We start from the raw sequence: 21,339 nt of genomic DNA, 5'->3' as shown, positions 1-21,339 counted from the left end.
AAGTCCGCTGCCCGGCGAGCAGGCGCCCGCCGCTCGTGCAGCTTTTGCCGCACGCCCCCTGGCTGCGCATCTTTTGCGCGACTGTCGAGGTCCGACGGGCTGGGGGCTGCATGGAGCAGGCCTTGCATTGACGCTGGTGGCACGCGGCGAGAATGACTCGCCGGGCAGGGGAGCGGGCATGCGGGTGGCTGTCTTCGACACACACCGATACGACCGGGACGCGCTGGAGGCAGCCAACGCACGTTTCGGACATGCGCTCACCTACTTCGAGCCGCGCCTGACGCTCCAGACGGCGCCACTGGCGGAGGGCTTCCCCGCCGTGTGTTCCTTCGTCAACGACAAGGTGGACGCGGCCACGCTGGAGGTGCTGCACGCGGGTGGGGTGCGGCTCGTGGCGGCGCGCTCCGCGGGCTACAACCACGTGGACCTCGAAGCGGCGCGGCGGCTGGACATGCGCGTCACGCGCGTGCCGGAGTACTCACCCCACGCGGTGGCCGAGCACGCGGTGGCGTTGGTGATGTCCCTCAACCGTCACATCCCGCGTGCCTTCTCGCGCGTGCGTGATTGGAACTTCTCGCTCGACGGGCTGGTGGGGTTCGACCTCGCCGGCAAGACGGTGGGCGTGGTGGGTACGGGCCGCATCGGCCGCGTGGCGGCGCGCATCTTCAAGGGCTTCGGTTGCAACGTTCTCTGCTACGACGTGGCGCCGGACGCGGCCTTCGAGCGCGAGCTGGGCGTGCGCTACGCCCCGCTCGACACGCTCTTCTCCGAGTCAGACGTCCTCTCGTTGCATGTCCCGCTGACGCCGGGCACGCGCCACCTGGTGGACGCGGCGGCGCTGGCGCGGATGAAGCGGGGCGTGGTGCTCGTCAACACTGGCCGCGGCGCGCTCATCGACAGCAAGGCGCTGGTCGCCGCGCTCAAGTCTGGCCACATCGGAGGCGCCGGACTGGATGTGTATGAAGAAGAGGAGGGCGTCTTCTTTCAGGACCTCTCCGGGCAGGTGCTCCAGGATGACGTGCTGGCGCGGCTGCTCACCTTTCCGAACGTGCTCGTCACGTCGCATCAGGCCTTCCTCACCCATGAGGCGCTCGCCAACATCGCCGAGACGACCCTGGCGAGCCTCCAGGCCTTTGAGCGTGGCGAGCCCCTGGTGAACGAGGTGCGCGCCGAGCAGGTGCTCCGCGCGCGTTGATTTCCACTCCACGCCCTTTCGAACCTGGAGCTGCCATGTCCATTGTCTGTGCCACCAACTTCTCCGACTCCGCGCGGCGGGCCTCCACGCTGGCCGCGGAGCTGGCTCGCAAGGCCGGTACGTCCTTGTGGCTGGTTCATGTCCTCAACCCCGACTCCGTGCGCGCCTTCGGCAAGGCCCTGTTGGGGTCCGCCGAGGCGGTGCTGAGCGACGAGACGAAGCGCCTGGAGCAGTTGGGGGTGAAGGTGGAGCCCGTGCTCCTCACCGGCGAGCCGGCGGTGATGCTGGAGGGGTTCTGCCGGGAGCAGGGTGCCTCGCTGGTGGTGGCATCGCGACCCGCGGACGAATCGCCCTTCGGGGGCGAGGGTGGCACGGTGGACCGGATGGCGCAGTCGCTGACGGTGCCCCTGCTCGTCATGCGCGACCCTGCACCGCTGGAGGCGTGGGTCCGGGGCGAGCGGTCCCTGAAGGTGTTCCTCGGCGTGGACCGCTCCCTGCCCTTCGAGGCGGCGCGCGACTGGGTGCTGACGTTGAGCAAGGGGGGCCGGGTGGACGTCGTGGGCGGACGCGTCTACTGGCCCGAGGAGGAAGCCCGCCGCCTGGGGCTGCGGCAGGCCTTGGCCTACGGTGAGGCCCTGCCCGAGCTGCAGCAGGTGCTGGAGCGGGAGAGCGCGGAGTTGCTGGCCCCGCTGGCCCAGGGCGGAACGCCCGTGCGCTCTCGCGTGGAGGTGGGCGTGGGGCGCATCGCCGACCACCTGGTGGACCTGGCCGAGCAGGAGCACGCGGACCTGTTGGTGGTGGGCACGCACCACCGCCGCGCGCTGGGGCGGCTGTGGAGCGTGTCGCGCCATGCGCTGCGGCTGGCGCGGATGTCGGTGGTGTGCGTGCCCGCGCAGGCGATGGCGGTGGGCACGGACACGCCGCTGCCGGAGTACCGCGAGGTGATGGTGGCCACGGACTTCTCGGAGACGGGCAACCGCGCGGTGGCCCATGCCTTCGCGTTGACGGCTCCGGGCGGCACGGTGCACCTGGTGCACGCCACGGAATCGAAGCCGTCGCTCGAGGAGGAGGCCCAGATGCGCGAGCAGCTCTCGGCGCTCGTCCCCAAGAGCGCGAACGACCGGAACGTGCGGCTGAGCATCATCCCCGGCAGCAAGGACGTGGTGGCCACGCTGGCGCAGACGGCCGAGCGGCTGGGCGCGAGCGCCATCGTCATGGGCACGCATGGGCGGTCGGGCTGGAAGCGCGCCGTGCTGGGCTCGGTGACGCAGTCCCTGCTGCTGCGCACGGACCGGCCCGTGCTGGTGGTGCGGCCCCCGGCGACGTGATGACGCGCGTGGACGCTTCCTTCAATCAGGAGGCGTCCACATCCACGTAGGCGCGCTTCGCCAGGACGGACACGATGCGGCCCTCCGGCATCACGTAGGCGGAGAGCTTGCCGCCGTACACGCAGCCGGAGTCCAGCCCCACCGCATACGGGTGCCGCTGGATGCCCCGCATGGCGTCATGGCCGAAGATGACCAGCTCCGGCCCCTGCCACAGGCTGGCCCAGGGCGCGCCCGCGTCCACGCGCTTCGACGGCGTCCCATCCGGCAGGATGCTGCGCAGGTTGAGCAGCTCGTCTTCCTTCTGCGCCTCCAGCGGCACGCCCGGCACCAGCCCGCCGTGCACGGCGACCACGTTCAGCTCGGGGAAGAAGCGGTACAGCGGCTGGGACTCCAGCCACGCCCAGTCCTCGGGCGTCAGGGTGTCCAGCACCTGCTGATGCTCGGGCTTCAGCTTCTTGCCGCGCGGCCCACGGCCTGCGTGCCAGCGCAGCACGTGGGCGTCATGGTTGCCCCGCACCGCCAGGAAGCCCTTCTCACGCGCACGGCGCACCACACCGGCGGAGTCCGGGCCCTTCGCCACCAGGTCTCCCACCAGCACCACGCGGTCGTCCGGCTGCCAGGCGCACTGCGTCAGCAGCGCGTCCAGCTCCTCCGCGCACCCGTGCACGTCTCCAATGAAGAGCGTTCGCATCCGCTCTCCCTTTAATGCGCTTTGCATCTATCCGGAAACCCTCTGTCGGGTGTCAGGCATTCAGGGGGCTCGCGCGGCGGGAATGTGTGTGGGCCTGGGCAGGCGTGCCCGCCAGGCATCCACTTCCTCCAGCGCCTCCTGTCCTGACGTCCCCAGCGTCACCAATGACTCACGGGCTTCCTCCGCCAACTGAAGCGCGCGAGGCCGGTCCCGCTTCGCGTCCCAGAGCGCTTGCGCCAGGAAGAAACGCGCGCGTGCCTGCTCGCTGGGCGCCTGCGGCGACCGGGCTCCGCTGGCCACCACCCGCTCCAGGAGTTCGGCGGCCTGAAGCGGCCGGTGCAGCGCCAGCAGCGTGCGGCCCAGGTCCATCAGCGTCCCCGTCCGGTAGCCGTAGGCATCGTCCTCGCGCGCATCGAAGATGGCGCGGGCGCGCTCGAGGTAGGGCAGGGCTTCGGTGTAGCGCTGGTCCATCATCAAGAGTCTGCCCGTGGCCCGCAGCGTCTGGGCCACGTAGGGATGCTGGGCGCCCAGCCGCTGCTCCAGCGGCGCGAGCATGGTGTGGAAGCGGGTCAGGGCCTCTTCGGAGCGGCCAGCGCGCGCCATCAGCGTGGCCAGGTTGCCCGAAGTGATGAGCGCCCCCGCGCCGTCCGCGCCTTCGACCTTGAGCGCGATGTCCAGCGCGCGCTCCTGGAGCCGCAGCGCCTCATCGGAGCGGTTCATCCGCTGGAGGGCCGCGGCCAGGGGATTGATGGCGGAGGCGACGTCCGGGTGCTCGGGGCCGAGCGCGCGCTCGAAGACCTCCAGCGCGCCGCGGGCCAGGGCTTCCACCTGTTCGACGTCAGACCTGCGCCAGTGCGCATAGGCCAGCTCCAACTGGGCACGTGCCACGTCCGGATGGCTGGGCCCCAGGGCCGCGCGGCGCGTGCTCAGCGCCTGTTCGAAGAGTCGCATCGCCTCGTCGGCGCGCAGTTGCGCCATGCGCGTGGCACCCAGCTCGAGCCGGACGTCGGTGACCTCCAGGCTGTCGGGCCCATAGGTGGCTTCCAAGCGCGAGAGGGCGGACTCCTGCTGCTCGGCAGCCTCCGTGTAGCGCCCCTGCGCGAAGAGGAGCGCGCCGACCCGGGCCTGGAGCTGCGCGCGCAGCACGCCGTCACCGCCCAGCCGTTCAATGGCGGCCTCCGCGCGCTCACGCCACCGGTGGCCCAGGGCGTGCTGGTCCAGCACATAGCCGGAGGCATGCACCAGCCGCGTCCAGGCGTGCGCGGCCGCCACGTCGTTGCGCCCGGCCTCCGCGTTCCATACGGCGTCGAAGTAGGTGGACTCCGCGTCGCGCGGCTGGCCTGTCTCCTCCCGCAGTTGTCCCATCAGCAGCAGGGCGTCCGCGCCGCCGTGGCGGTCCTCCGCGTCCTTCGCCGCCTTCACCACGGGCTCCAGCAGCGCCACCGCCTCCGTGTACTTGCCCGCGGCCTTCAGGGCTCGCACCCGCACCAGCGTCCGTGCCCGTTCAAGGGAGGCGCCGTCCGCGGGCTGGGGCTCACGCGCCGCCAGTGCCGCCAGGTCCGAGCATTTGCCCAGCGGCGGCAGGGCCTCCGCGGCGCGCGCGGCCAGCTCCACGGTGCCCGCGTCCGCCCGGGTGAAGAGCTGCGTGAGGGCGGCCACTTCCGCCAGCCGCCCATCCAGGCAGTGCATGCGCCGCGCGAGGACCTGCTCGGATTGCTCACCCCGCACGCGCGTGGCTTCGCAAGCGGAGGTCCGCATCGACGCCCACTCCGCGGTGTACGCATCCAGCGAGCGCCGCACGCGGAGCCATGCGGCGGGCGCGAAGGGCTTGCCCGTCGCGAGGAAGGCGGACTCGATGGTCTGCTGCGCTTCCGGCCCCCACACCGAGGCCATGGCCTCGTCGGCGCGCTGGCATGCCCGTGCCCGGCTGGCGTGCACTGCGTGGGTGAGGCCCACCGCCATCAGCAGCAGCGCCGCGCCGCCCACCGCGGGCAACCAGCGCTTCCAGCGCGAGGCCGGGTCGTGCTGAAGCGCGGCCAGCAGGGCATTCAGGTCCGTGTACCGGTCCATGGCGCTGGCGGACAGCCCCCGCAGCAGCACGCGCCGCAGCCAGGGCGGGACGTGTGTGCCTCGGGGCGCGGCCCGCACCTTGCCGGCGCGCACCTCGGTCAGCAGCTCGTACGGGGTGGTGGCGGCGAAGGGGCGCTCGCCGTAGAGGGCTTCGAATAGCGTGACGCAGAAGGCGAACTGGTCGCTTCGGGCATCCGCGGGCGCGTGGGCCTCCATCTGCTCGGGGGCCATGTACGCGGGCGTGCCTCCCGCGAGGGGTGACACGTCGTCCAATGGGTTGGCGTTGCGCGCGAGCCCGAAGTCGGTGACGCGCACGCGTCCGTCCTGGCCCACCAGCAGGTTCTCCGGCTTGAAGTCCCCGTGGACCACGCCCGCCGCGTGCGCCGCCGCGAGTCCCCGGCCCGCGTCCAGGAACAGCGCCAGCACCTGTCGCCACGTCCGGGGCGCGTCCTTCAGCCAGGGGCGCAGCGTCCGCGCATCCACCAGCTCCATGGTGAGGAACACCTGCGGCCCGAAGGTGCCCACGTCGTAGACGGGCACCACGTGCGGATGGGAGACGCGTGCCATGGCCTGCGCTTCGTGCAGCAGGTGCGCGCGGCCCTGCTCCGCCTCCAGGCCCAGGGCCGCGACGCGCAGCAGCTTGAGCGCCACGCGCCGGTCCAGCTCCGGGTCGTAGGCGCTGTAGACGACGCCCATGCCTCCGGAGGCCAGCCGCTCCAACACCAGGTAGCGGCCCACCGCGGTGCCTCGCTCCAGCGAGGGGCCTTTTCCCGAGGGCGGACGGGGGTTCGTCAGCGCGGTGGTGGCCTCGGGCGGTTCCTCGTCGGGGGCCTGGGCCCGCAGGGCCTCGGCCACCATGCGGCGGCAGGCGGAGCAGGTGTCCAGGTGCGCATCCACCTCCGTCGCGCGCGCGGGAGGCAGGCCCCCCATCAGCAGCGCCACGAACGTGTTTTCATCCAGGCAGGCCATGGGACGCGCGCGTCAGTCGTTCATCCGCGAGCGCAGCAGGCGGCTGAGGCTCACGTCGAGCTGACTGGAGATGAGGCGCAGCACGCTGTCGAGCTGGGAGGACGTGAGGCGCAGGCGCTCGGTGAGCCGTTGCCGCGTCTGCTGGAGCAGGGTTTCCTGGGCGCCCAGCACCCAGCGCGCCGTGGTGGAGCGGTGCACGCCGTACAGCGCGGCGAGCTGGTCGATGCTCAGGCCGTCCAGGTACTTGAGGCGCAGCACGTTGCGCTGGCGCGGCTCCAGCGCGAGGAGCGCGGTGGAGAAGCAGTCGCTGAACTCGGCGCGGTACGTGCGCTTGAGGTAGGCCAGCTCGGGGTCGTCCTCGGGGGACACCAGCATCGACAGGTCGCCGTCGTCCGTGGATTCCGCCGGTCCGCCGCGCTGCCGCTGCCAGTCCAGGGCGAGCCACAGCGCCGCCGCGCGCACCCAGCCACTCAGCGGGCCCGTGCCCGGATAGGCCGCCAGCCGGGCCGGTGTCTCCGCGCTGCCCACGAGCATGCGCTGACGCAAGAGCTGGCGTACCTCGTCCAGGCCCGAGGGCGGCAGCTTCAGCCGGACCACCGCGAGATTCACCTCCGGGAGGTAGCGCGCCTCGAACGCGGAGAGCGCCGTGGGCAGCCCGTCCGCCGCCGCGCGAGCGAGGTAGACGTCCGGCAGGCTCAGGGTCTCCACCGCCACCGCCGTGCCGTCACCGGGGAGCAGCCGGGCGAGGTGACTGACGAAGCGGCGGCCTTCCAGGTCCACCCCGGGCCAGGGCGCGCGCGCCATGTCCAGGGCCTGGGCCAGCCGTGCTTGGAGTGGGGCCAGCGACTCCGGCGAAGACGCCTCCGCGCCACCGCGCGCCGCGACGAAGGCCTGGGCCAGGGATAAGTCCATGGGGGACACGCGCGAGTCGATGGCACCGCCTCCGGAAAACCGCTCAGGGCGGTTCAACCGTCGGAGGCGACAATGCTTCCCCAGCGGCCCTTCCAGCAAGGAGGCGACATGGACCCGGGGCGTTGCCACCGCCGTCCGCCTGCTCCGCGCGCGGGCGGGTGTGGCGTATGGGCCGCGCCTGGCGCATGGCCCGCGCATTGCTGGTATGGCTGCGAGCGTGGTGGAGGTGAACGTGGAGTCAATCGGCAGTGGCCCAGGAGACGCGGTCCATTCCTCGTGGCTGGAGTTGAGTGCGTCCGCCCTGCGGCACAACGTGGCCGTGTTCCGGGCCCTGGAGGGGCAGGGGGCGCCGCGCGCCCTGGGGGTGGTGCTCAAGGGCAACGCGTATGGGCACGGGCTCGCGCAGGTGCTGCCCGTGGTCCACGGCGAGGTGGACCTCCTCTATGTCATTGCCCCGCAGGACGCGCTGAAGGTGCGGGAGTACGAGCGGGCACAGGGACTGGCGCCGCGGCAGGTGCTCGTCCTGGGCGCGGTGGCGCCGGATGAGGCGGTGGTGCTGGCGCGCGAGGGCGTGGACGCGGTGGTGGCGGACCGTGGCTGGGCGGACGCGGCGGCGGTGTTGCGCGCGGCGAAGCTGGAGCGGCCCCTGCGGGTCCACGTCCACCTCGACACCGGCCTGGGGCGCGAGGGCTTCACGCTGGAGGGGCTGCCCACGGAGTCTCGTTTCCTCTCGGAGTCCCGCGACGTGCTGGAGGTGGTGGGCGTGCTCAGCCACTTCGCCAACACGGAGGACGTGACGGAGCAGGGCTACGCGTTGGCGCAGGTGGACGCCTTCGAGAAGGGGCTGGCGTTCCTCTCCGAGCAACTGGCGCCGGCCCGGCCGCTGCAAAGGCACATCGCCGCCAGCGCCGCGACGTTGGTGCTGCCTCGCGCCCGCTATGAGGCGCTGCGCGTGGGGATTTCGCTCTATGGGCTGTGGCCGTCGCCGGAGACGCGGCTGTCGGCGCGGCTGGTGCTGGGCGAGGTTCCGGTGCTCAAGCCGGTGCTGTCGTGGCGGTGCCGCAGCCAGGTGGTGAAGTGGCTGCCCGCGGGCAGCTACGTGGGCTACGGCTGTACGTACCGGTGTCCGGAGCCCACGCGCATCGCGGTGCTGCCGGTGGGGTACTACGACGGCTACCCGCGCCTCGTGTCGGGCAAGGCGCACGTGCTGGTGAATGGCCGCCGGTGTCCGGTGCTGGGACGGGTGATGATGAATCACCTCATCGTGGACGTGACACGCGCCACGTCCGACGAGCGCCCCGTGACGGCCACCCTGATGGGCCGCGACGGCGAGGAGTCCGTGCCCGCCGAGTCACTGGCCGGCTGGGCCCAGACGATTCACTACGAGCTCGTCACCCGGCTGGGGGCGCACCTGAAGCGGACGGTGGTGGCGTAGTCCCGGCGGGCAGGGCGGCCTCCGGTGGCGGCTGCACCTTCCAGCGGCGGTGCAGCCACATCCACTGGTCCGGGTACTTGCGGATGCAGCGCTCCAGCGCGGCCGTCACGCGCGCGGTGTGCTCCGTAATCGGGTCGGCGCACTCACCCGGCGCGGGCGGGAGGATGGGGCCTTCCACTTCCATGCGGAAGCGGGCGCCGCCTCGGCCGTTGCGTACGCCCATCACCACGAACACCGGGGCGTCCGTGCGCGCCGCCGCCACCGCCATGGCCGGCGTGGTGGAGGCCAGCTTGCCGAAGAAGGGCACGAAGGCCGCCCCCTTCGCCGGCAGCGCCTGGTCCAGCAGCATGAAGGGGGACTCGCCGCGATTCACCGCGTCGATGATTTCCTGGATGGCGCCTCGCGGATAGATGAGGCCGGCGCCCACGCGCACGCGGTTCTCCGCGATGCGCGTGTTGAGCGCGCCCTTCAGCGGGCGCACCAGCGCGTCCAGCGGGATGCCCTGGCGGATGAGCATGTCCCCCAGCAACTCCCAGTTGCCGAAGTGCGCCGTCACCAGCAGCGCGCCCTTGCCCGTGGCCACGCGCGCTTTCAGCGCCTGCCAGGCCGCATCGCCTTCCACGCCCTGCTCGGCCCAGTCCCGCGGCAGCCGGTCGCCGGAGGGCAGGGACTCCAGCACCACGCGCGACATGTTGATGTAGGCGCCGCGCGCAATCTCCCGGCGCTCCGCGTCACTCTTCTCCGGCATCGCCATGGCCAGGTTTTCCAGCGCCACGCGACGACGGATACCCAGCCTGTACGCGAGGTTGCCCACGAAGCGAGCGAGCGCGTCACGCGACTCCGGAGACAGCCACGTCAAGAACGCCCAGACAAAGCGCGTGAGGAATCCCACCACCCGTCCGGGTGGCGTGCCGACGATGCGGCGCAGGTGCTCTGACGGGAGCTTCTGCGTCACGGCGGGTGAGTCAGGGGGCGGGGATGCAGGCGCAATCTGGGACACGTGACGCACTCCACCTCGAAGTGGAGATGACGGCAAGGCCACACCTGCCTGTTGCGCGCTACCTTGCTCGCCCGGCATGGGACACACTGCGCGCCATGCCCAACCTGCTCCGTCCAGCGGCACTGGCCGCTGTCGCCCTCCTCAGTGCGTGCGGTGCCCGGCAGAACCCTCCCGCCACCGCTGAACCCCCCTTGGCCCAGGCCTCACGACAGGCCGTCTCCGCCACGCCGCAGTCTCCGAAGCTGCGCCTGCCCACGGAGGTGCGTCCCACCGGCTACAAGGTGGAGCTCACGCTGGACCCGAAGGTGTCCTCGTTCCAGGGCGTGATGGACATTTCGCTCGACGTGACGACGCCCACGTCCGTGGTGTGGCTGCACGCCAAGAGCCTCAACGTGACGGGGGCCGTGTTCATCCAGAACGGTTCGGCTTTCTTCGGGACGCCCGTGAAGGGCGAGGAGGACTTCCTCGGCTTCTCTGTGGCGAAGCCGCTGGCCACCGGGCAGGCGAGGCTGCGCATCAACTACGAAGGCGTCGCGTCGGAGAAGGAGACGGACGGCGCCTTCCGCGTCAAGGAAGGCGGGGACTGGTACATCTACACCCAGTTCGAGCCGGTGGACGCGCGCCGCGTGTTCCCCTCCTTCGACGAGCCCGGCTTCAAGGTGCCGTGGCAGCTCACCTTCCACGTGCCCGCGGGCGTCGTGGCCGTCACCAACACGCCGCAGGAGTCGGAGGAGGTGCGCCCGGACGGTGGCCGCACCTACCGCTTCGCGCGCACGCAGCCGCTGCCCAGCTACCTCATCGCCTTCGGCGTGGGGCCCTTCGACTTCCTCCCCGCCGCGGACGCGGGTCAGAAGAAGGTGAAGACGCGCATCATCACCCCGCGCGGCCGCACGGCGGAGGGCGCCTACGCCGCGCAGGTGACGCCGGAAATCCTCGCCGCGCTGGAGGACTACTTCGGCATCCCGTACCCGTACGAGAAGCTGGACGTGCTGGCGGTGCCGCTGCTGGGCGGCGCCATGGAGCACCCGGGCCTGGTGACGTTCAACTCGCGCCTCATCCTCGCGAAGCCGGAGGAAGACTCGCTGGGTCGCCAGCGCGCCTTCTCCGACACGCAAGTGCACGAGCTGGCGCACCAGTGGTTCGGCAACCTGGTCACCATGCAGTGGTGGGATGACCTGTGGCTCAACGAGGCCTTCGCCTCGTGGATGACCCCGCGCATCGTCGAATCGTGGCGCCCCGCCTGGGACGCGCCCGTCGAGCGCGTGCACGACCGCGCCCGGGCCCTGGACGTGGACAGCCTCCTGTCGGCGCGCCGCATCCGCCAGCCCATTGAGAGCGCCAACGACATCCACAACGCCTTTGACGGCATCACCTACGGCAAGGGCTCCGCGGTGCTCAGCATGACGGAGGAGTGGCTGGGCCGGGACGTCTTCCAGCGCGGCATCCAGCGCTACTTCCGCAAGCACGCGGGCGGAAACGCCACCGCGAAGGACTTCCTGGACGCCGTGTCCGCTGAGTCCGGCAAGGACGTGACGGGCATGCTGGGGACCTTCCTGGACCAGAGCGGGGCGCCGCTCGTCACCGCGTCGCTGGCGTGTAGCGCGGACGGCGCGAAGGTGGTGCTCACGCAGCAGCGCTACCTGCGGCTGGGGGCCGCGTCGCCGGGCCCGCAGACGTGGAAGGTGCCGGTGTGCGTGGAGTACGCGGTGGGCGGCAAGGAGGCCCGGACCTGCACGCTGCTGGAGGGCGAGCGCGCCGAGGTGGCCCTGGGCGAGGCGAAGACGTGCCCGGACTGGGTGTTCCCCAACGCGGAGGGCGCGGGCTACTTCCGGGTCCAGCTCGATGGGGACGCGGCGGCGAAGCTGGCGAAGTCCGGGATGAAGCGGCTGTCGCGCACCGAACAGGTGACGTTCCTGACGGACGTGCGCGCGCTGGCCCTGGCCGGGACGATTCCCGCCGCCGAGGCCCTGGCCCTGACGAGCCGCCTGGCGAATGAGCCGGACCGCGTCGTCACCCTGGCCTCGCTGGACCTGCTGGAGCTGGTCAGCTCGCGGCTGCTGCCGGACGAGAAGCTGAAGGACCGGGCCCGCTTCCTGCGTGAGACGTATGGCCCCCGGGCGCGGCAGCTCGGCTTCGCCCCGCGCAAGGGCGAGAGCGAGGACACGCGCCTGCTCCGGCCCCGGCTGGTGCGGCTGGCGGGACGGGACGGCAGGGACCCGAAGCTGCTCGCGGAGGCGCGTGTCCTCGCGAACAAGTGGCTGAAGGACAAGCACGCGGTGGCGCCGGAGATGGTGGACGTGGTGCTCGCCCTCGCCGCCACCGAGAACGACGCGGCCTTCCGGGAGCAGCTCGTCGTGGCGGTGCGCTCGGAGACGGAGCGGCGCACGCGCCAGCACCTCATCGGCGCGCTGAGCAGCTTCACGGACCCGGAGCTGGTGAAGCAGAACCTGGCCCTGGTGTTCGAGAAGGGCTTGGACCCGCGTGAGACGATGTGGATGGCGTTCGCGGCCTCGCAGGGCCTGCGCACCCAGGACGTGGCCTTCGACTTCGTGAAGGAGAACTACGACCGCCTGGTGGGGGACTCGCCCGAGGCGCTGCTGCCCCTCGATGCCGCCGGGCGCATGGCCTACATCGGCAGCAACTTCTGCGATGCGGGCAAGCGTCAGCAGGTGGAGGACTTCTTCACCGAGCGCACCGCGAAGGCGCCGGGTGGCCCCCGGGTGCTGGCGCAGGTGCTGGAGCTCGTGGACCAGTGCATCGCGCTGAAGAAGACGCAGGCGGCCAGCGTCGAGTCCTTCCTCGCGAAGGGCACCCCGCCGCGTCCGCCGCAGGCGCCCACGTCGCGGTAGTCGCGCGGACGGCCGGGCCCGGTATCCCTCGTGGGGTGTCCGGGCCCGGAGGTTCCGCCAGGCCCTACTTCCGGCCGCGGGACATGAAGGACATGAAGGCTTCCTGCGCCTCGGTGGACTGGAGGCGCTGGATGAACTCGCCGCCCTCGCGGGCCAGCGTCTCGCGAATCTGGGCGCGCAGGGGCTCGCGAATCAGCCGCTTCGTCACGCGCACCGCCTCCGCCGGGCGGGAGGCCAGCGTGGCGGCGCGCTCGGTGGCCACCTGCTGGAGGCTGGTGTCCGGCACCACCTTGTTGATGATGCCCGCGCGCAGCGCCGTGGCCGCGTCGAAGGGCTCGCCGAAGAGGAGCAGCTCGCTGGCCAGCGCGAAGCCCGCCGTCCTGGGGATGAGCAGGCTGCTGGCGCCCTCCGCGCAAAGCCCCAACTGGACGAAGGGCATGTGGAAGCGCGCGCGCTCGCTGGCCACCACGTAGTCACAGTGCAGCAGCATCGTCGTGCCGATGCCCACCGCCGGGCCGTCCACCGCCGCCAGCACCGGCTTGTCCGCGTCCACCAGCGCTCGCAGGAAGCGGAACACGGCGCTGTCCTCGCCCGCGGGCGGGTGCTCCATGAAGTCGCCAATGTCGTTGCCGGCGGTGAAGACGCTGCCCGCGCCGGTGAGCAGCACCGCGCGCACGTCGACGTTGCCCTCCGCGTCCTTCAGCGCGCGGGTGGCCGCCTCGTACATGGCATGCGTGAAGGCGTTCTTCTTCTCGGGCCGGTTGAAGGTGAGGGTGAGGACCCCCGAGTCGAGCTTCGTCAGCAGCGTGTCGGACATGGTGCCGGGGAGCCTAACCGACTCCGTGCTCACTGTTGCCGCGCACGCGCGTTGATGTTCCATGGCGGACCACGGTCCGGCTTGTTCATGGGGTTTTGCTGAAAAATAATGGAACGCGTGCAATCCTCCACGGGCACGCACGGCGGGCGGCACCGCCGTTGATGGGGGGCGTTGTGAGGTGATTCCCCTCGGGAGTCGCCGGTCGCGCCCTGCGCCGGAGCACGAGGCGGCTCATGGCTGCTTGAAGGGGGCCGAACTCAAGCGGAGCAGGGGGCTCTCGCGCCTCCATGTCAGTCCCTGCGGCTATTCTCCTTGGAATAGAGGGGGAAGCAGGCACCATGTTTTGGGTTGACGTGCTGGAGGAGCACCACGACGAGGTCAAATTTCGGTGGCTGCAGTGGGAGAGGGCGCTGGAGGCGGCAGACGTCACCGTCGAAGAGAAGGCAACGCGAAGCCCTCCTCGCGGCGCGCGCCGCCGCGAAGTTCATTACGCCGCGCACCCTGAGCGCTTCCCTCGCGTGCACCCATGTCGAAGGCCTGTCAATCGCTGTTTGGATAAACGACCCGGCGCGGCTCTCCGCCTTACAGGAAGCTGCGCAGTAATCTCTCGAACGCACTGTCCCACTTGCGTTGACAGGCTCCGAACTCCCAGGGGAGCAGTCGATGCGGATTTCCCACGAGAGGATTTACAAGAGCCTCTTCGTCCAGTCCCGTGGAGTGCTCAGGAAGGAGTTGCTTGAGCATCTGCGTTTGCGTTGGAAGATGAGGCGTTCAAAGTTGGCGACGACGGCTGGCTGGCAACGCGGCCAAATCCGTGACGCGGTGTCGATTCGCAATAGGCCACCAGAGGAGGAGGACAGCGCGGTGTCGGGGCGCTGGGAAGTGGATTTGCTCGCTTGCGCGAATAACAGCCACATCGCCACGCTTGTCGAGCGACACTCTCGTTTCACGATGCTCGTGAAGGTAGCCGGCAAGGATCGCACCAGCGTCGTCCGCTCTCTGCCGCAGGCAGTTCGCAAGATGCCCCGGGAGTTGCGGCGCTCTCTGACGTGGGGCTGCGGAACGGAACTGTCGAAGCGCCGAGCGCTCACGATGGCGACCGACTTCTCTATCTGCTTCTGCGAGCCCCCAAAGCCTTGGCAGCGTAAATCGAACGAAAACACCAACCGGTTCCTTCGACAGCACTTCCCGGATGGAACGGACGTTTAGACGTTCACTCAGAGGTCGTTGGACGCGGTGTCACCCAGACTGAACCGGCGCCCTGGGAAGCCCCTGTAATGAGAGACCCCATCAGCCAAACTGCATCAGGTGTTTCTTTGAGCGATTGGGTGCACCATTGGGACGCAATTTCCTGCGCGCATCAAGCACGAGAGGGGAGCTTGCGGTTCGTCACGCGCACCACTCGAACGTCATGATGCGAGTTTTGACGCCCCCATGATGCAGCGATTGAGTTGTTGATAGACAAGTCCGGTTCCGCCTATAGTCAATTGCTCGCCGGCGCTCCATGTCGGCGATGCTCGACACTTTGTCTGCTGTAGGTGGCTCGCATTCGCGAGTGTCCTCGTCTGGTTTGTGTTTACAGTAGGTCAGGGTTTTTTCGTCATGATTGATATTTCAGCCTGCGCGCGCAGACGGACTTCGCTCCGCCTGCTCCTCTCCACGACTGCCCTGTTGACGGGCTGCAGCGCCTCCGAGCCCGCTGTCCCCGCGATTATCGGCTCCGAATCCGAGGCGGAGAGTCGTTGGGTCCCCACCGATGCTCCCAAGGGCGTCACTTATCTGCGCATTGGAACGAACTCCGCTCCAACCGAACTGAAGTACGCGACGGTTGATGGTCTCGCCGTCTTCCAAGGGGACATCATTCTGGGCGCGGTCTCCGAGCTCCCCAAGAGCCCAGCGGAGGTGACCGCCCAGGGCGTGACGATCACCGGTGCTGGCTACCGCTGGCCTAGCGCACTGGTGCCATTCACCATCGACGCGGGCTTGACGAATCAGGCCCGGGTGACCACCGCCATCCGGCACTGGCAGGAACGGACCAACGTCCGGTTCATCCTGCGGGATGCCAGCAATGCGGCGCTCTTCCCGGACTTCGTCACGTTCCAGCCTCACGCCAGCGCATGCAACTCTCCCGTCGGTAAGCGGGGAGGACAGCAGTTCATCAACCTGGCGAACGGGTGCAGCACGGGGAATACGATTCACGAGATTGGCCATGCCCTCGGCTTCTGGCATGAGCACAGCCGCGAGGACCGCAACAGCTTCGTGACCATCAATCTGAGCAACGTCGAAGTGGGGCTGGAGTACGCCTTCGATCAGCACATCGCTGATGGCGATGACGTGGGGGCTTACGATTACGGCTCCATCATGCATTACGGCACCCACGATTTCTCCCGCAATGACCTGCCGACCATCACTGTGCTGACCCCCGGAGCGATCATCGGGCAACGTACTGGCCTGAGCGACGGGGACATCGCGGCTACCCATCAGATGTACCCGGTTCCTGCATATCCCATGGGCAATCGCTTCTTCACGATGGACTATGACGGGGACGGCGACGACGACCTCATTATCCGTGGCCCGGGCGGCGAGTTCTTCGCCTACGTCGCCAACGCGGGAACCTTCACCCGCTTGCTCGGAGATCTCATGACGACGGCCCTGTCGGACCGTCATGGCTGGAACGATGAGCACCGCTTCTTTGTCGCGGACTACGACGGGGATGGCGACGACGACCTCGTCATCCGAAACGCTGCTGGAGAGTTCTCCGCCCTACGCTCCGAGCGCACCCACTTTGTCAACGCGGGTCCCCTCCTGACGGGCACGACCTACTCGGACGCCAACGGCTGGGGTACGGGCAACCGTTTCTGGGTCATGGATTACGACGGGGACGGCGACGACGACCTCGTGGCGCGCCACCCGAGTGGGGAGTTCGTGGGACTTCGCTCGAACGGCACCACGCTCACGAGCGTCCCCGCCCTCGCAACCACCATGCTTTCTGATGCCAACAACTGGAACAGCGGGCTGCGCTTCTTCGTGGCCGACTACGACGGCGATGGCAGGGACGACCTCATCACCCGGAACGGTGGCGGTGACTTCAATGCGCTGCGCTCGAACGGCACGCAGTTGGTCTGGATGCCGTTGCTTTACGGGAGCACCACGTTCTCGGACGCAAACGGATGGGGGCTCGGCAACCGCATCTTTGCCGCCGACTACGATGGGGACGGCGACGACGACCTCGTGTTGAGGTTCGCTGGTGGTGGGCTCGTCGCGCTGAACGCCAACGCGGGTGCTTTGTCCCTGGTGACTCTGCTCTCCAGCAGCTACTTGACGGACGCGGACGCCTGGAACGACGCCAACCGCTTCTTCGTCGCGGACGTGGACGGCGATGGCGACGATGACCTCATCGCTCGTGACGCCGATGGCGCCTTCCATCTCGTGCGCTCCTCGGCCTCGGGACTGACGCTCCCCGGCATCGTCGCGAACACGACGTTCCGCGACCCCTGATGTCACACGCGCCGGCCCGGCGCAGCTCCGGGCCGGCGCGGTCTCATGCTCTCTTTCCCAAAACAAAGGGACTCGGTCGGCCTCACGCGGGAGCCCGTCGGCTCTGCTCCTCCATTGGCGCGGCCCATGACAACGGCTTCGGGCGGCAAGAGACTTCGCTCGTGCTTCTTGTGTCCCGGCTGACCGCCAGGACGGCGCCCCCGTCGGCTTTTTCGGCGGGCGCGGGGTGCCAGGGGCATCCGAGGAGCCGGTGTCTCATCCTCTGTGAAAGTCCGTGCAGTGGATGCCGACGTCGAGCCCTCGAAGCAACCTCCGCTTCAGGCACTGCTCACCGAGAGGGTTGTGTCCCAGAGGCGGCTGCCCGCCCCGTCTCGGTGTCCGTGACGCCTTTCACCCTCCGGGCCAGGTGTGCTCGGAAGTGTCCGCTGTCCGTCAGGGCCGCAGGGCCCGGGCCACCAGGGGCGCGAGCGTCACCACTTGGTGCTGGAACGGCAGCCCCAGGACAGGCTCCACGCTGTCGGTGCTCACCAGCCGGGTGAGCGGCAAGGTGCGCAGGCGCTCCACGGCGGGGCCCACCAGCAGGGCGTGGGTCGTCGCCACCGTGAAGTCCTCCACGCAGCCCGCGTCGCGCAGGGTGCCCGCGGCGGCGGCCAGGGTGCCACCGGTGGACACCATGTCATCCACCAGAATCGGGCGGCGTCCCCGCACCTCGCCCATCAGCCCGCTGGCGTGGACCTCGTCCCCGCTCAGCCGCACCTTGTGAATCACCGCCCACGGCCGGTCCAGCAGCCGCGCCAGGGCCTCCGCGCGCTTCACCGCGCCCAGGTCCGGCGCCACCACCACGGAGGTGTCGGTGACGTGCTCGCGCAGCGCTTCCGCCAGCAGCGGCAGCGAGGTGAGGTGCTCCAGCGGCGCGCCGAAGCAGCCTTCCAGCGCGGGGCTGTGCAGGTCCACCACCAGCACGCGCGCGAAGCGGCCCTGTGACAGCAGGTCTGCCACCAGCCGGCCGCCCAGGGGCTCTCCTGGCCTGGCGCGCCGGTCCTGCCGCGCATAGCCCAGGTAGGGCACCACGGCTTCCAGGCGGGCGGCCCCCATGCGCCAGCATGCGTCCGCCATCAGCAGCAACTCCAGCAGGTGCTCGCCCGCGGGTGGCGTCGTGGACTGCACCAGGATGACGGTGCGGCCTCGCACCTGCTCGGGCACCTCGACGTGCATTTCCCCGTCGGGGAAACGCTCGAAGTGGCAGTCAGCGGGCGCTACGCCCAGGGCTTGCCCGAGCGCGCGTCCCAGGTGGGGGCTCGCCGTGCCAACAAGGAGGACAGGGTCCATGGGCCGCACCCTAGCGCGCCTGCCGGTCGGACGGCGCGTCCCCGGCGGTCCCCCCGCGAGCATCCCTCCGGGACGGCCCTCGCATGGCCCTCCGCCGCCAGTCGCGCGCCCCGTGACTTCCTTGTGGGAAGGAGGAAGGACGCAATGCGCTTTCGGGACCGAGCAGATGCGGGCCGCCGGCTGGCGGCGCGGCTGTTGCCCTACCGGGGTGGCGAGGTGCGTGTGCTGGGCCTGGCGCGAGGTGGGCTCCGCGTGGCGTACGAGGTGGCCCACGCGTTGGAGGCGCCACTGGACGTCTGGGTCTCCCGCCGGATTGACGTGCCGGGCCGGATGACGGTGCTGGGCGCGGTGTCGGAAGGGGGCGGCATCTACCTGGACCAGGACGCGCTGCGAGGCCTGGGCCTGCCGGAGGTGGAGGCCCGGAGCCTGGCGCGGGCGGAGGCTTCGGAAGTGGACAATCAGGTCCAGCGACTGCGGGGTACCTCGGAGCCCGCGATGGGGGGCTTCACGGTGCTGCTGGTGGATGACGGGCTGGTGTCGGGCGCCACGGCCATGGCTGCGCTCCAGGTGCTGCGGCGGCAACACCCGGCCCGGCTGGTGCTGGGCGTCCCCGTGGGGACCCCGCATGGGCTGGCCCGGGTGCGCCCGGAAGCGGACGCGGTGCATTGCGTGGAGGTGCTGCCCGCGATGCGCGACGTGTCGGAGGCCTACGACGACTACCGGCCGCTGCCGGACGTGGAGTTGCGGCAGTTGCTCGTGCGCGCCCGGGAGCCGGTGCAGCCGCGCGAGGTCCTCGAGTCCACGGACCTGGGCGGCTTCTGGATGTGATGGGAGACAAGGAGGCACGGACGACATGTGGCAGGAAGGAAATACGGACCCGGACGTCCGGGAGGTGCAGGTTCAGGTGGGCGACGTGGCGCTGGGGGGCAGCCTGGGCATCCCGGACGGCGCGCGAGGTCTGGTCATCTTCGCCCATGGCAGCGGCAGCAGCCGCTTCAGTCCCCGCAACCGCGCGGTGGCGCGTGCGCTGCGCGCGCAGGGGCTGGCCACGCTGCTGTTCGACCTGCTGAGCGAAGCGGAGGAGGTGGAGGACGCGCGCACCGGGGAGCTGCGCTTCGACATCCCGTTCCTCGCCCGGCGGTTGGCGGCGGTGACGGAATGGGCGCAGCGGCAGCCGGCGCTGGCCGTGCTGCGCATGGGCTACTTCGGCTCCAGCACCGGCGCCGCGGCGGCGCTCGTCGCGGCGGCCCTGCACCCGGACCTCATCCACGCTGTGGTGTCGCGTGGCGGGCGGCCCGACCTGGCCGGACCGGTGTTGCCCCGCGTGCAGGCGCCCACGCTGCTGCTCGTCGGCGGGCAGGACGTGGGCGTGCTGGAGCTGAATGAGGCGTCACTCGCGCGGATGGAGGGCCTGAAGGGCATCCAAATCATTCCGGGGGCCACGCACCTCTTCGAGGAGCCCGGCGCGCTGGAGCAGGTGGCCCGCCAGGCCGCCGCGTGGTTCCTCCGCTTCCTTGGCGGAGTCGGCACGGAGGCGCGCGCGTGAATCTGGCGACGGGACACACCCACGAAGGAGGCGTCATGGAGACGGGGCAGGCGGCGGCGGCGCGCGAGGCGATGCCTCGGTGGGAGCACCTCACCCGCGGCTCGGAGCGCGTGGTGCGGGGACGGGGGCGCTCGCTGGAAGAGGCCTTCGAGCAGGCCGCGGTGGCGTTGTGCGCGCTGGTGGTGGACCCCGCCTCGGTGGAGGTGCGCGAGGAGGTGGAGCTGGTGTGCGAGGCGACGGCGACGGAGCGGCTGCTGGCGGACTGGCTGCGCGCCATCGTCCACAAGATGGCGGCACGCCACCTGTGTTTCCGGTGCTTCGCGGTGCGCATGGACGGCACGCGCCTCTTCGGCCACGCCTTCGGTGAGCCGTTGGACCGGGAGCGCCACCCCTTCGCGCGCGACGTGCGGGGCGTGTCGCTGGTGGACACGCGTGTGTCCCAGGGCGCGGATGGCCTGTGGACGGCTGAGTGCGAAGTGGAGCTGTGACGCATGGGCGCGCGGGACGTGACGCTGCGAGGCGCGGAGGGCTCGGTGGTGACGGCGCGGCTGGACCTGCCACCCGGCAGGCCCGTGGCCAGCGCGGTGCGGGTGGGGTGCTTCGCGTGCCTGGGGCCATCACCGGCGCCTTCCCGGCTGGCCCATGCGCTGGTGGCCCGCGGCTTCGCGGTGCTGTCGCTAGACTTCACCGCACCCGTGGCTGCCGGGCCGCGGCCGGACACGGTGCCCTCGGTGGAGGCGGTGGAGGCCGCGGCGGCGTGGCTTCGGGAGCGCTACCCGCCAGTGCGCCTGCTGGTGGGGCACAGCCTGGGCGGCACGGCGGCGGCCGCGGCGCTGCCCCGGCTTTCGGAGGTGGCCGCGCTGGCGCTGGTGAATGCGCCGGTGGGTGGTGGGCCGTTGCTCGAACGGCTGGCTCCCACCGCGCGGGAGGCGGGTGAGGGCGAGCTCGACTTCGGGCCGGGCCGTCTGCGCCTCACGCGCCGCTTCCTCCAGGACATCGACGAGGCGCACCTGCGGCGGGCGCTGAACGCCTTTCCGGGCGAGCTGCTGGTGCTGCATGCGCCAGCGGACCGGTACGTGCCGCTCGAACACGCCCGGCGGTGGATGGCCATGGCCCGCCGTCCGGCCAGCCTGATGCTGCTGGAGGGCGCGGACCACTTCCTGTCCCACGACGCGGACGCGGGCCATGCCGCCGACGTGCTGGGGGTGTGGGCTGCGCGGCAGGTGACACCGGTGCGGGAGCGTGAGGCGCCCCTGCCCCCGGGCGTGGTGGAGGTCCACGAGGCGGGGGAGGGCCGCTTCGCCCAGGACATCCGCGTGGGGGCGCACCGGCTGCGCTCGGATGAGCCGCTGTCGGTGGGCGGCGAGGACACCGGCCCCACGCCCTACGGACTGCTGACGGCCGCGCTGGGGGCGTGCACCGCGATGACGCTGCGACTCTATGCGGCGCGCAAGGGCTGGCCGCTGGAGCATGTCCACGTGCGGCTGAGCCACGAGAAGGTACACGCGAAGGCGTGCGAGGAGTGCGAGACGAAGGACGGGAAGATGGACCGGCTGCAACGAACGGTGAAGATGGAGGGCCCGCTGACGGACGCGCAGCGCGCGGCGCTGGTGGCCATCGCGGACCGCTGCCCGGTGCACCGGACGCTGGCTTCGGATGTGGATGTCCACACGGACGTGGAGCAATGAGCACCCCGGGCA

The 21,339-nt window shown here is 70.5% G+C and carries 16 protein-coding genes; 10 read left to right on the top strand and 6 right to left on the bottom strand.

Annotated features, from left to right (window positions below; genetic code table 11):
• Positions 1-178: 178 nt before the first annotated feature.
• Positions 179-1,195, top strand: a complete 1,017-nt coding sequence (locus FL344_RS01020; RefSeq protein ID WP_141589682.1) for a 2-hydroxyacid dehydrogenase — start codon at positions 179-181, stop codon at positions 1,193-1,195.
• 35 nt (positions 1,196-1,230) lie between these two features.
• Complete coding sequence (locus FL344_RS01015) at positions 1,231-2,523, top strand: universal stress protein (RefSeq protein ID WP_194862933.1); 1,293 nt, start codon at positions 1,231-1,233, stop codon at positions 2,521-2,523.
• Between the two features lie 25 nt (positions 2,524-2,548).
• Here FL344_RS01015 and FL344_RS01010 read toward each other — a convergent pair whose 3' ends face one another.
• Genes FL344_RS01010 through FL344_RS01000 form a run of 3 tightly spaced genes read right to left on the bottom strand, consistent with a single transcriptional unit; the run spans position 2,549 to position 7,165 of the window.
• Positions 2,549-3,214, bottom strand: coding sequence for a metallophosphoesterase (locus tag FL344_RS01010; RefSeq protein WP_141589680.1), 666 nt, complete (start codon positions 3,212-3,214; stop codon positions 2,549-2,551).
• A gap of 60 nt (positions 3,215-3,274) precedes the next feature.
• Positions 3,275-6,253, bottom strand: a complete 2,979-nt coding sequence (locus FL344_RS01005) for a tetratricopeptide repeat protein (protein WP_141617148.1) — start codon at positions 6,251-6,253, stop codon at positions 3,275-3,277.
• A 12-nt stretch (positions 6,254-6,265) separates the two neighbouring features.
• The gene (locus tag FL344_RS01000) at positions 6,266-7,165 is read right to left on the bottom strand and encodes a sigma-70 family RNA polymerase sigma factor (RefSeq protein ID WP_141617147.1); all 900 of its coding nucleotides are present in this window, start codon (positions 7,163-7,165) and stop codon (positions 6,266-6,268) included.
• A 205-nt stretch (positions 7,166-7,370) separates the two neighbouring features.
• Between FL344_RS01000 and alr the strand changes: the two genes are divergently transcribed.
• Positions 7,371-8,600, top strand: coding sequence for an alanine racemase (gene alr, locus FL344_RS00995; RefSeq protein WP_141617146.1), 1,230 nt, complete (start codon positions 7,371-7,373; stop codon positions 8,598-8,600).
• Here alr and FL344_RS00990 read toward each other — a convergent pair.
• On the bottom strand, positions 8,557-9,678 hold the full coding sequence (locus FL344_RS00990; RefSeq protein WP_141617145.1) for a lysophospholipid acyltransferase family protein: 1,122 nt from the start codon (positions 9,676-9,678) through the stop codon (positions 8,557-8,559). The two genes, alr and FL344_RS00990, sit on opposite strands and share 44 nt — an antisense overlap.
• Before the next feature lie 17 nt (positions 9,679-9,695).
• Between FL344_RS00990 and FL344_RS00985 the strand changes: the two genes are divergently transcribed.
• Complete coding sequence (locus tag FL344_RS00985; protein WP_141617144.1) at positions 9,696-12,449, top strand: M1 family metallopeptidase; 2,754 nt, start codon at positions 9,696-9,698, stop codon at positions 12,447-12,449.
• 64 nt (positions 12,450-12,513) lie between these two features.
• Here the strand turns inward: FL344_RS00985 and FL344_RS00980 are convergent, their stop codons facing one another.
• Complete coding sequence (locus FL344_RS00980) at positions 12,514-13,266, bottom strand: enoyl-CoA hydratase (RefSeq protein ID WP_141617143.1); 753 nt, start codon at positions 13,264-13,266, stop codon at positions 12,514-12,516.
• Positions 13,267-13,929: 663 nt separating this feature from the next.
• Here FL344_RS00980 and FL344_RS00975 point away from each other — a divergent pair.
• On the top strand, positions 13,930-14,475 hold the full coding sequence (locus tag FL344_RS00975) for an IS30 family transposase (RefSeq protein WP_141617141.1): 546 nt from the start codon (positions 13,930-13,932) through the stop codon (positions 14,473-14,475).
• Between the two features lie 393 nt (positions 14,476-14,868).
• Positions 14,869-16,764 carry a M12 family metallopeptidase gene (locus FL344_RS00970; protein ID WP_141617140.1) on the top strand — a complete coding sequence of 632 codons (1,896 nt, stop codon included), beginning with the start codon at positions 14,869-14,871 and terminating at the stop codon, positions 16,762-16,764.
• A gap of 432 nt (positions 16,765-17,196) precedes the next feature.
• Here FL344_RS00970 and FL344_RS00965 read toward each other — a convergent pair whose 3' ends face one another.
• Positions 17,197-18,102 (bottom strand): ribose-phosphate pyrophosphokinase, encoded by a 906-nt coding sequence (locus FL344_RS00965; protein ID WP_141617139.1) that lies wholly within the window; start codon positions 18,100-18,102, stop codon positions 17,197-17,199.
• A gap of 135 nt (positions 18,103-18,237) precedes the next feature.
• Between FL344_RS00965 and FL344_RS38880 the strand changes: the two genes are divergently transcribed.
• Genes FL344_RS38880 through FL344_RS00945 form a run of 4 tightly spaced genes read left to right on the top strand, consistent with a single transcriptional unit; the run spans position 18,238 to position 21,327 of the window.
• Entirely contained in the window at positions 18,238-18,921 is a 684-nt protein-coding gene (locus tag FL344_RS38880) for a phosphoribosyltransferase (RefSeq protein WP_011557074.1), read from the top strand.
• A gap of 25 nt (positions 18,922-18,946) precedes the next feature.
• Positions 18,947-19,639 carry a dienelactone hydrolase family protein gene (locus FL344_RS38875; RefSeq protein WP_141589673.1) on the top strand — a complete coding sequence of 231 codons (693 nt, stop codon included), beginning with the start codon at positions 18,947-18,949 and terminating at the stop codon, positions 19,637-19,639.
• A complete protein-coding gene (locus FL344_RS00950) occupies positions 19,636-20,127 on the top strand; it encodes an archease (RefSeq protein WP_141617138.1) in 492 nt (163 codons plus the stop codon). The genes FL344_RS38875 and FL344_RS00950 overlap by 4 nt, the downstream gene beginning before the upstream one ends.
• A 3-nt stretch (positions 20,128-20,130) precedes the next feature.
• A complete protein-coding gene (locus FL344_RS00945) occupies positions 20,131-21,327 on the top strand; it encodes a bifunctional alpha/beta hydrolase/OsmC family protein (RefSeq protein ID WP_141617137.1) in 1,197 nt (398 codons plus the stop codon).
• Positions 21,328-21,339: the final 12 nt, after the last annotated feature.

The organism is Myxococcus sp. AB036A (genome assembly GCF_006547355.1).
Taxonomy (GTDB): Bacteria; Myxococcota; Myxococcia; order Myxococcales; family Myxococcaceae; genus Myxococcus; species Myxococcus virescens.
This window is presented reverse-complemented; position numbering and strand designations above follow the sequence as displayed.

Bases quoted from the DNA above. Each gene is read 5' to 3' on its own strand.
- FL344_RS00975 (WP_141617141.1), top strand. From the start codon at position 13,930: ATGCGGATTTCCCACGAGAGGATTTACAAGAGCCTCTTCGTCCAGTCC.
- FL344_RS38875 (WP_141589673.1), top strand. From the start codon at position 18,947: ATGTGGCAGGAAGGAAATACGGACCCGGACGTCCGGGAGGTGCAGGTT.
- FL344_RS38880 (WP_011557074.1), top strand. From the start codon at position 18,238: ATGCGCTTTCGGGACCGAGCAGATGCGGGCCGCCGGCTGGCGGCGCGG.
- FL344_RS00945 (WP_141617137.1), top strand. From the start codon at position 20,131: ATGGGCGCGCGGGACGTGACGCTGCGAGGCGCGGAGGGCTCGGTGGTG.
- FL344_RS01005 (WP_141617148.1), bottom strand. From the start codon at position 6,253: ATGGCCTGCCTGGATGAAAACACGTTCGTGGCGCTGCTGATGGGGGGC.
- FL344_RS00985 (WP_141617144.1), top strand. From the start codon at position 9,696: ATGCCCAACCTGCTCCGTCCAGCGGCACTGGCCGCTGTCGCCCTCCTC.
- alr (WP_141617146.1), top strand. From the start codon at position 7,371: ATGGCTGCGAGCGTGGTGGAGGTGAACGTGGAGTCAATCGGCAGTGGC.
- FL344_RS01000 (WP_141617147.1), bottom strand. From the start codon at position 7,165: ATGGACTTATCCCTGGCCCAGGCCTTCGTCGCGGCGCGCGGTGGCGCG.
- FL344_RS01015 (WP_194862933.1), top strand. From the start codon at position 1,231: ATGTCCATTGTCTGTGCCACCAACTTCTCCGACTCCGCGCGGCGGGCC.
- FL344_RS00990 (WP_141617145.1), bottom strand. From the start codon at position 9,678: ATGCCGGGCGAGCAAGGTAGCGCGCAACAGGCAGGTGTGGCCTTGCCG.
- FL344_RS00980 (WP_141617143.1), bottom strand. From the start codon at position 13,266: ATGTCCGACACGCTGCTGACGAAGCTCGACTCGGGGGTCCTCACCCTC.
- FL344_RS01010 (WP_141589680.1), bottom strand. From the start codon at position 3,214: ATGCGAACGCTCTTCATTGGAGACGTGCACGGGTGCGCGGAGGAGCTG.
- FL344_RS01020 (WP_141589682.1), top strand. From the start codon at position 179: ATGCGGGTGGCTGTCTTCGACACACACCGATACGACCGGGACGCGCTG.
- FL344_RS00970 (WP_141617140.1), top strand. From the start codon at position 14,869: ATGATTGATATTTCAGCCTGCGCGCGCAGACGGACTTCGCTCCGCCTG.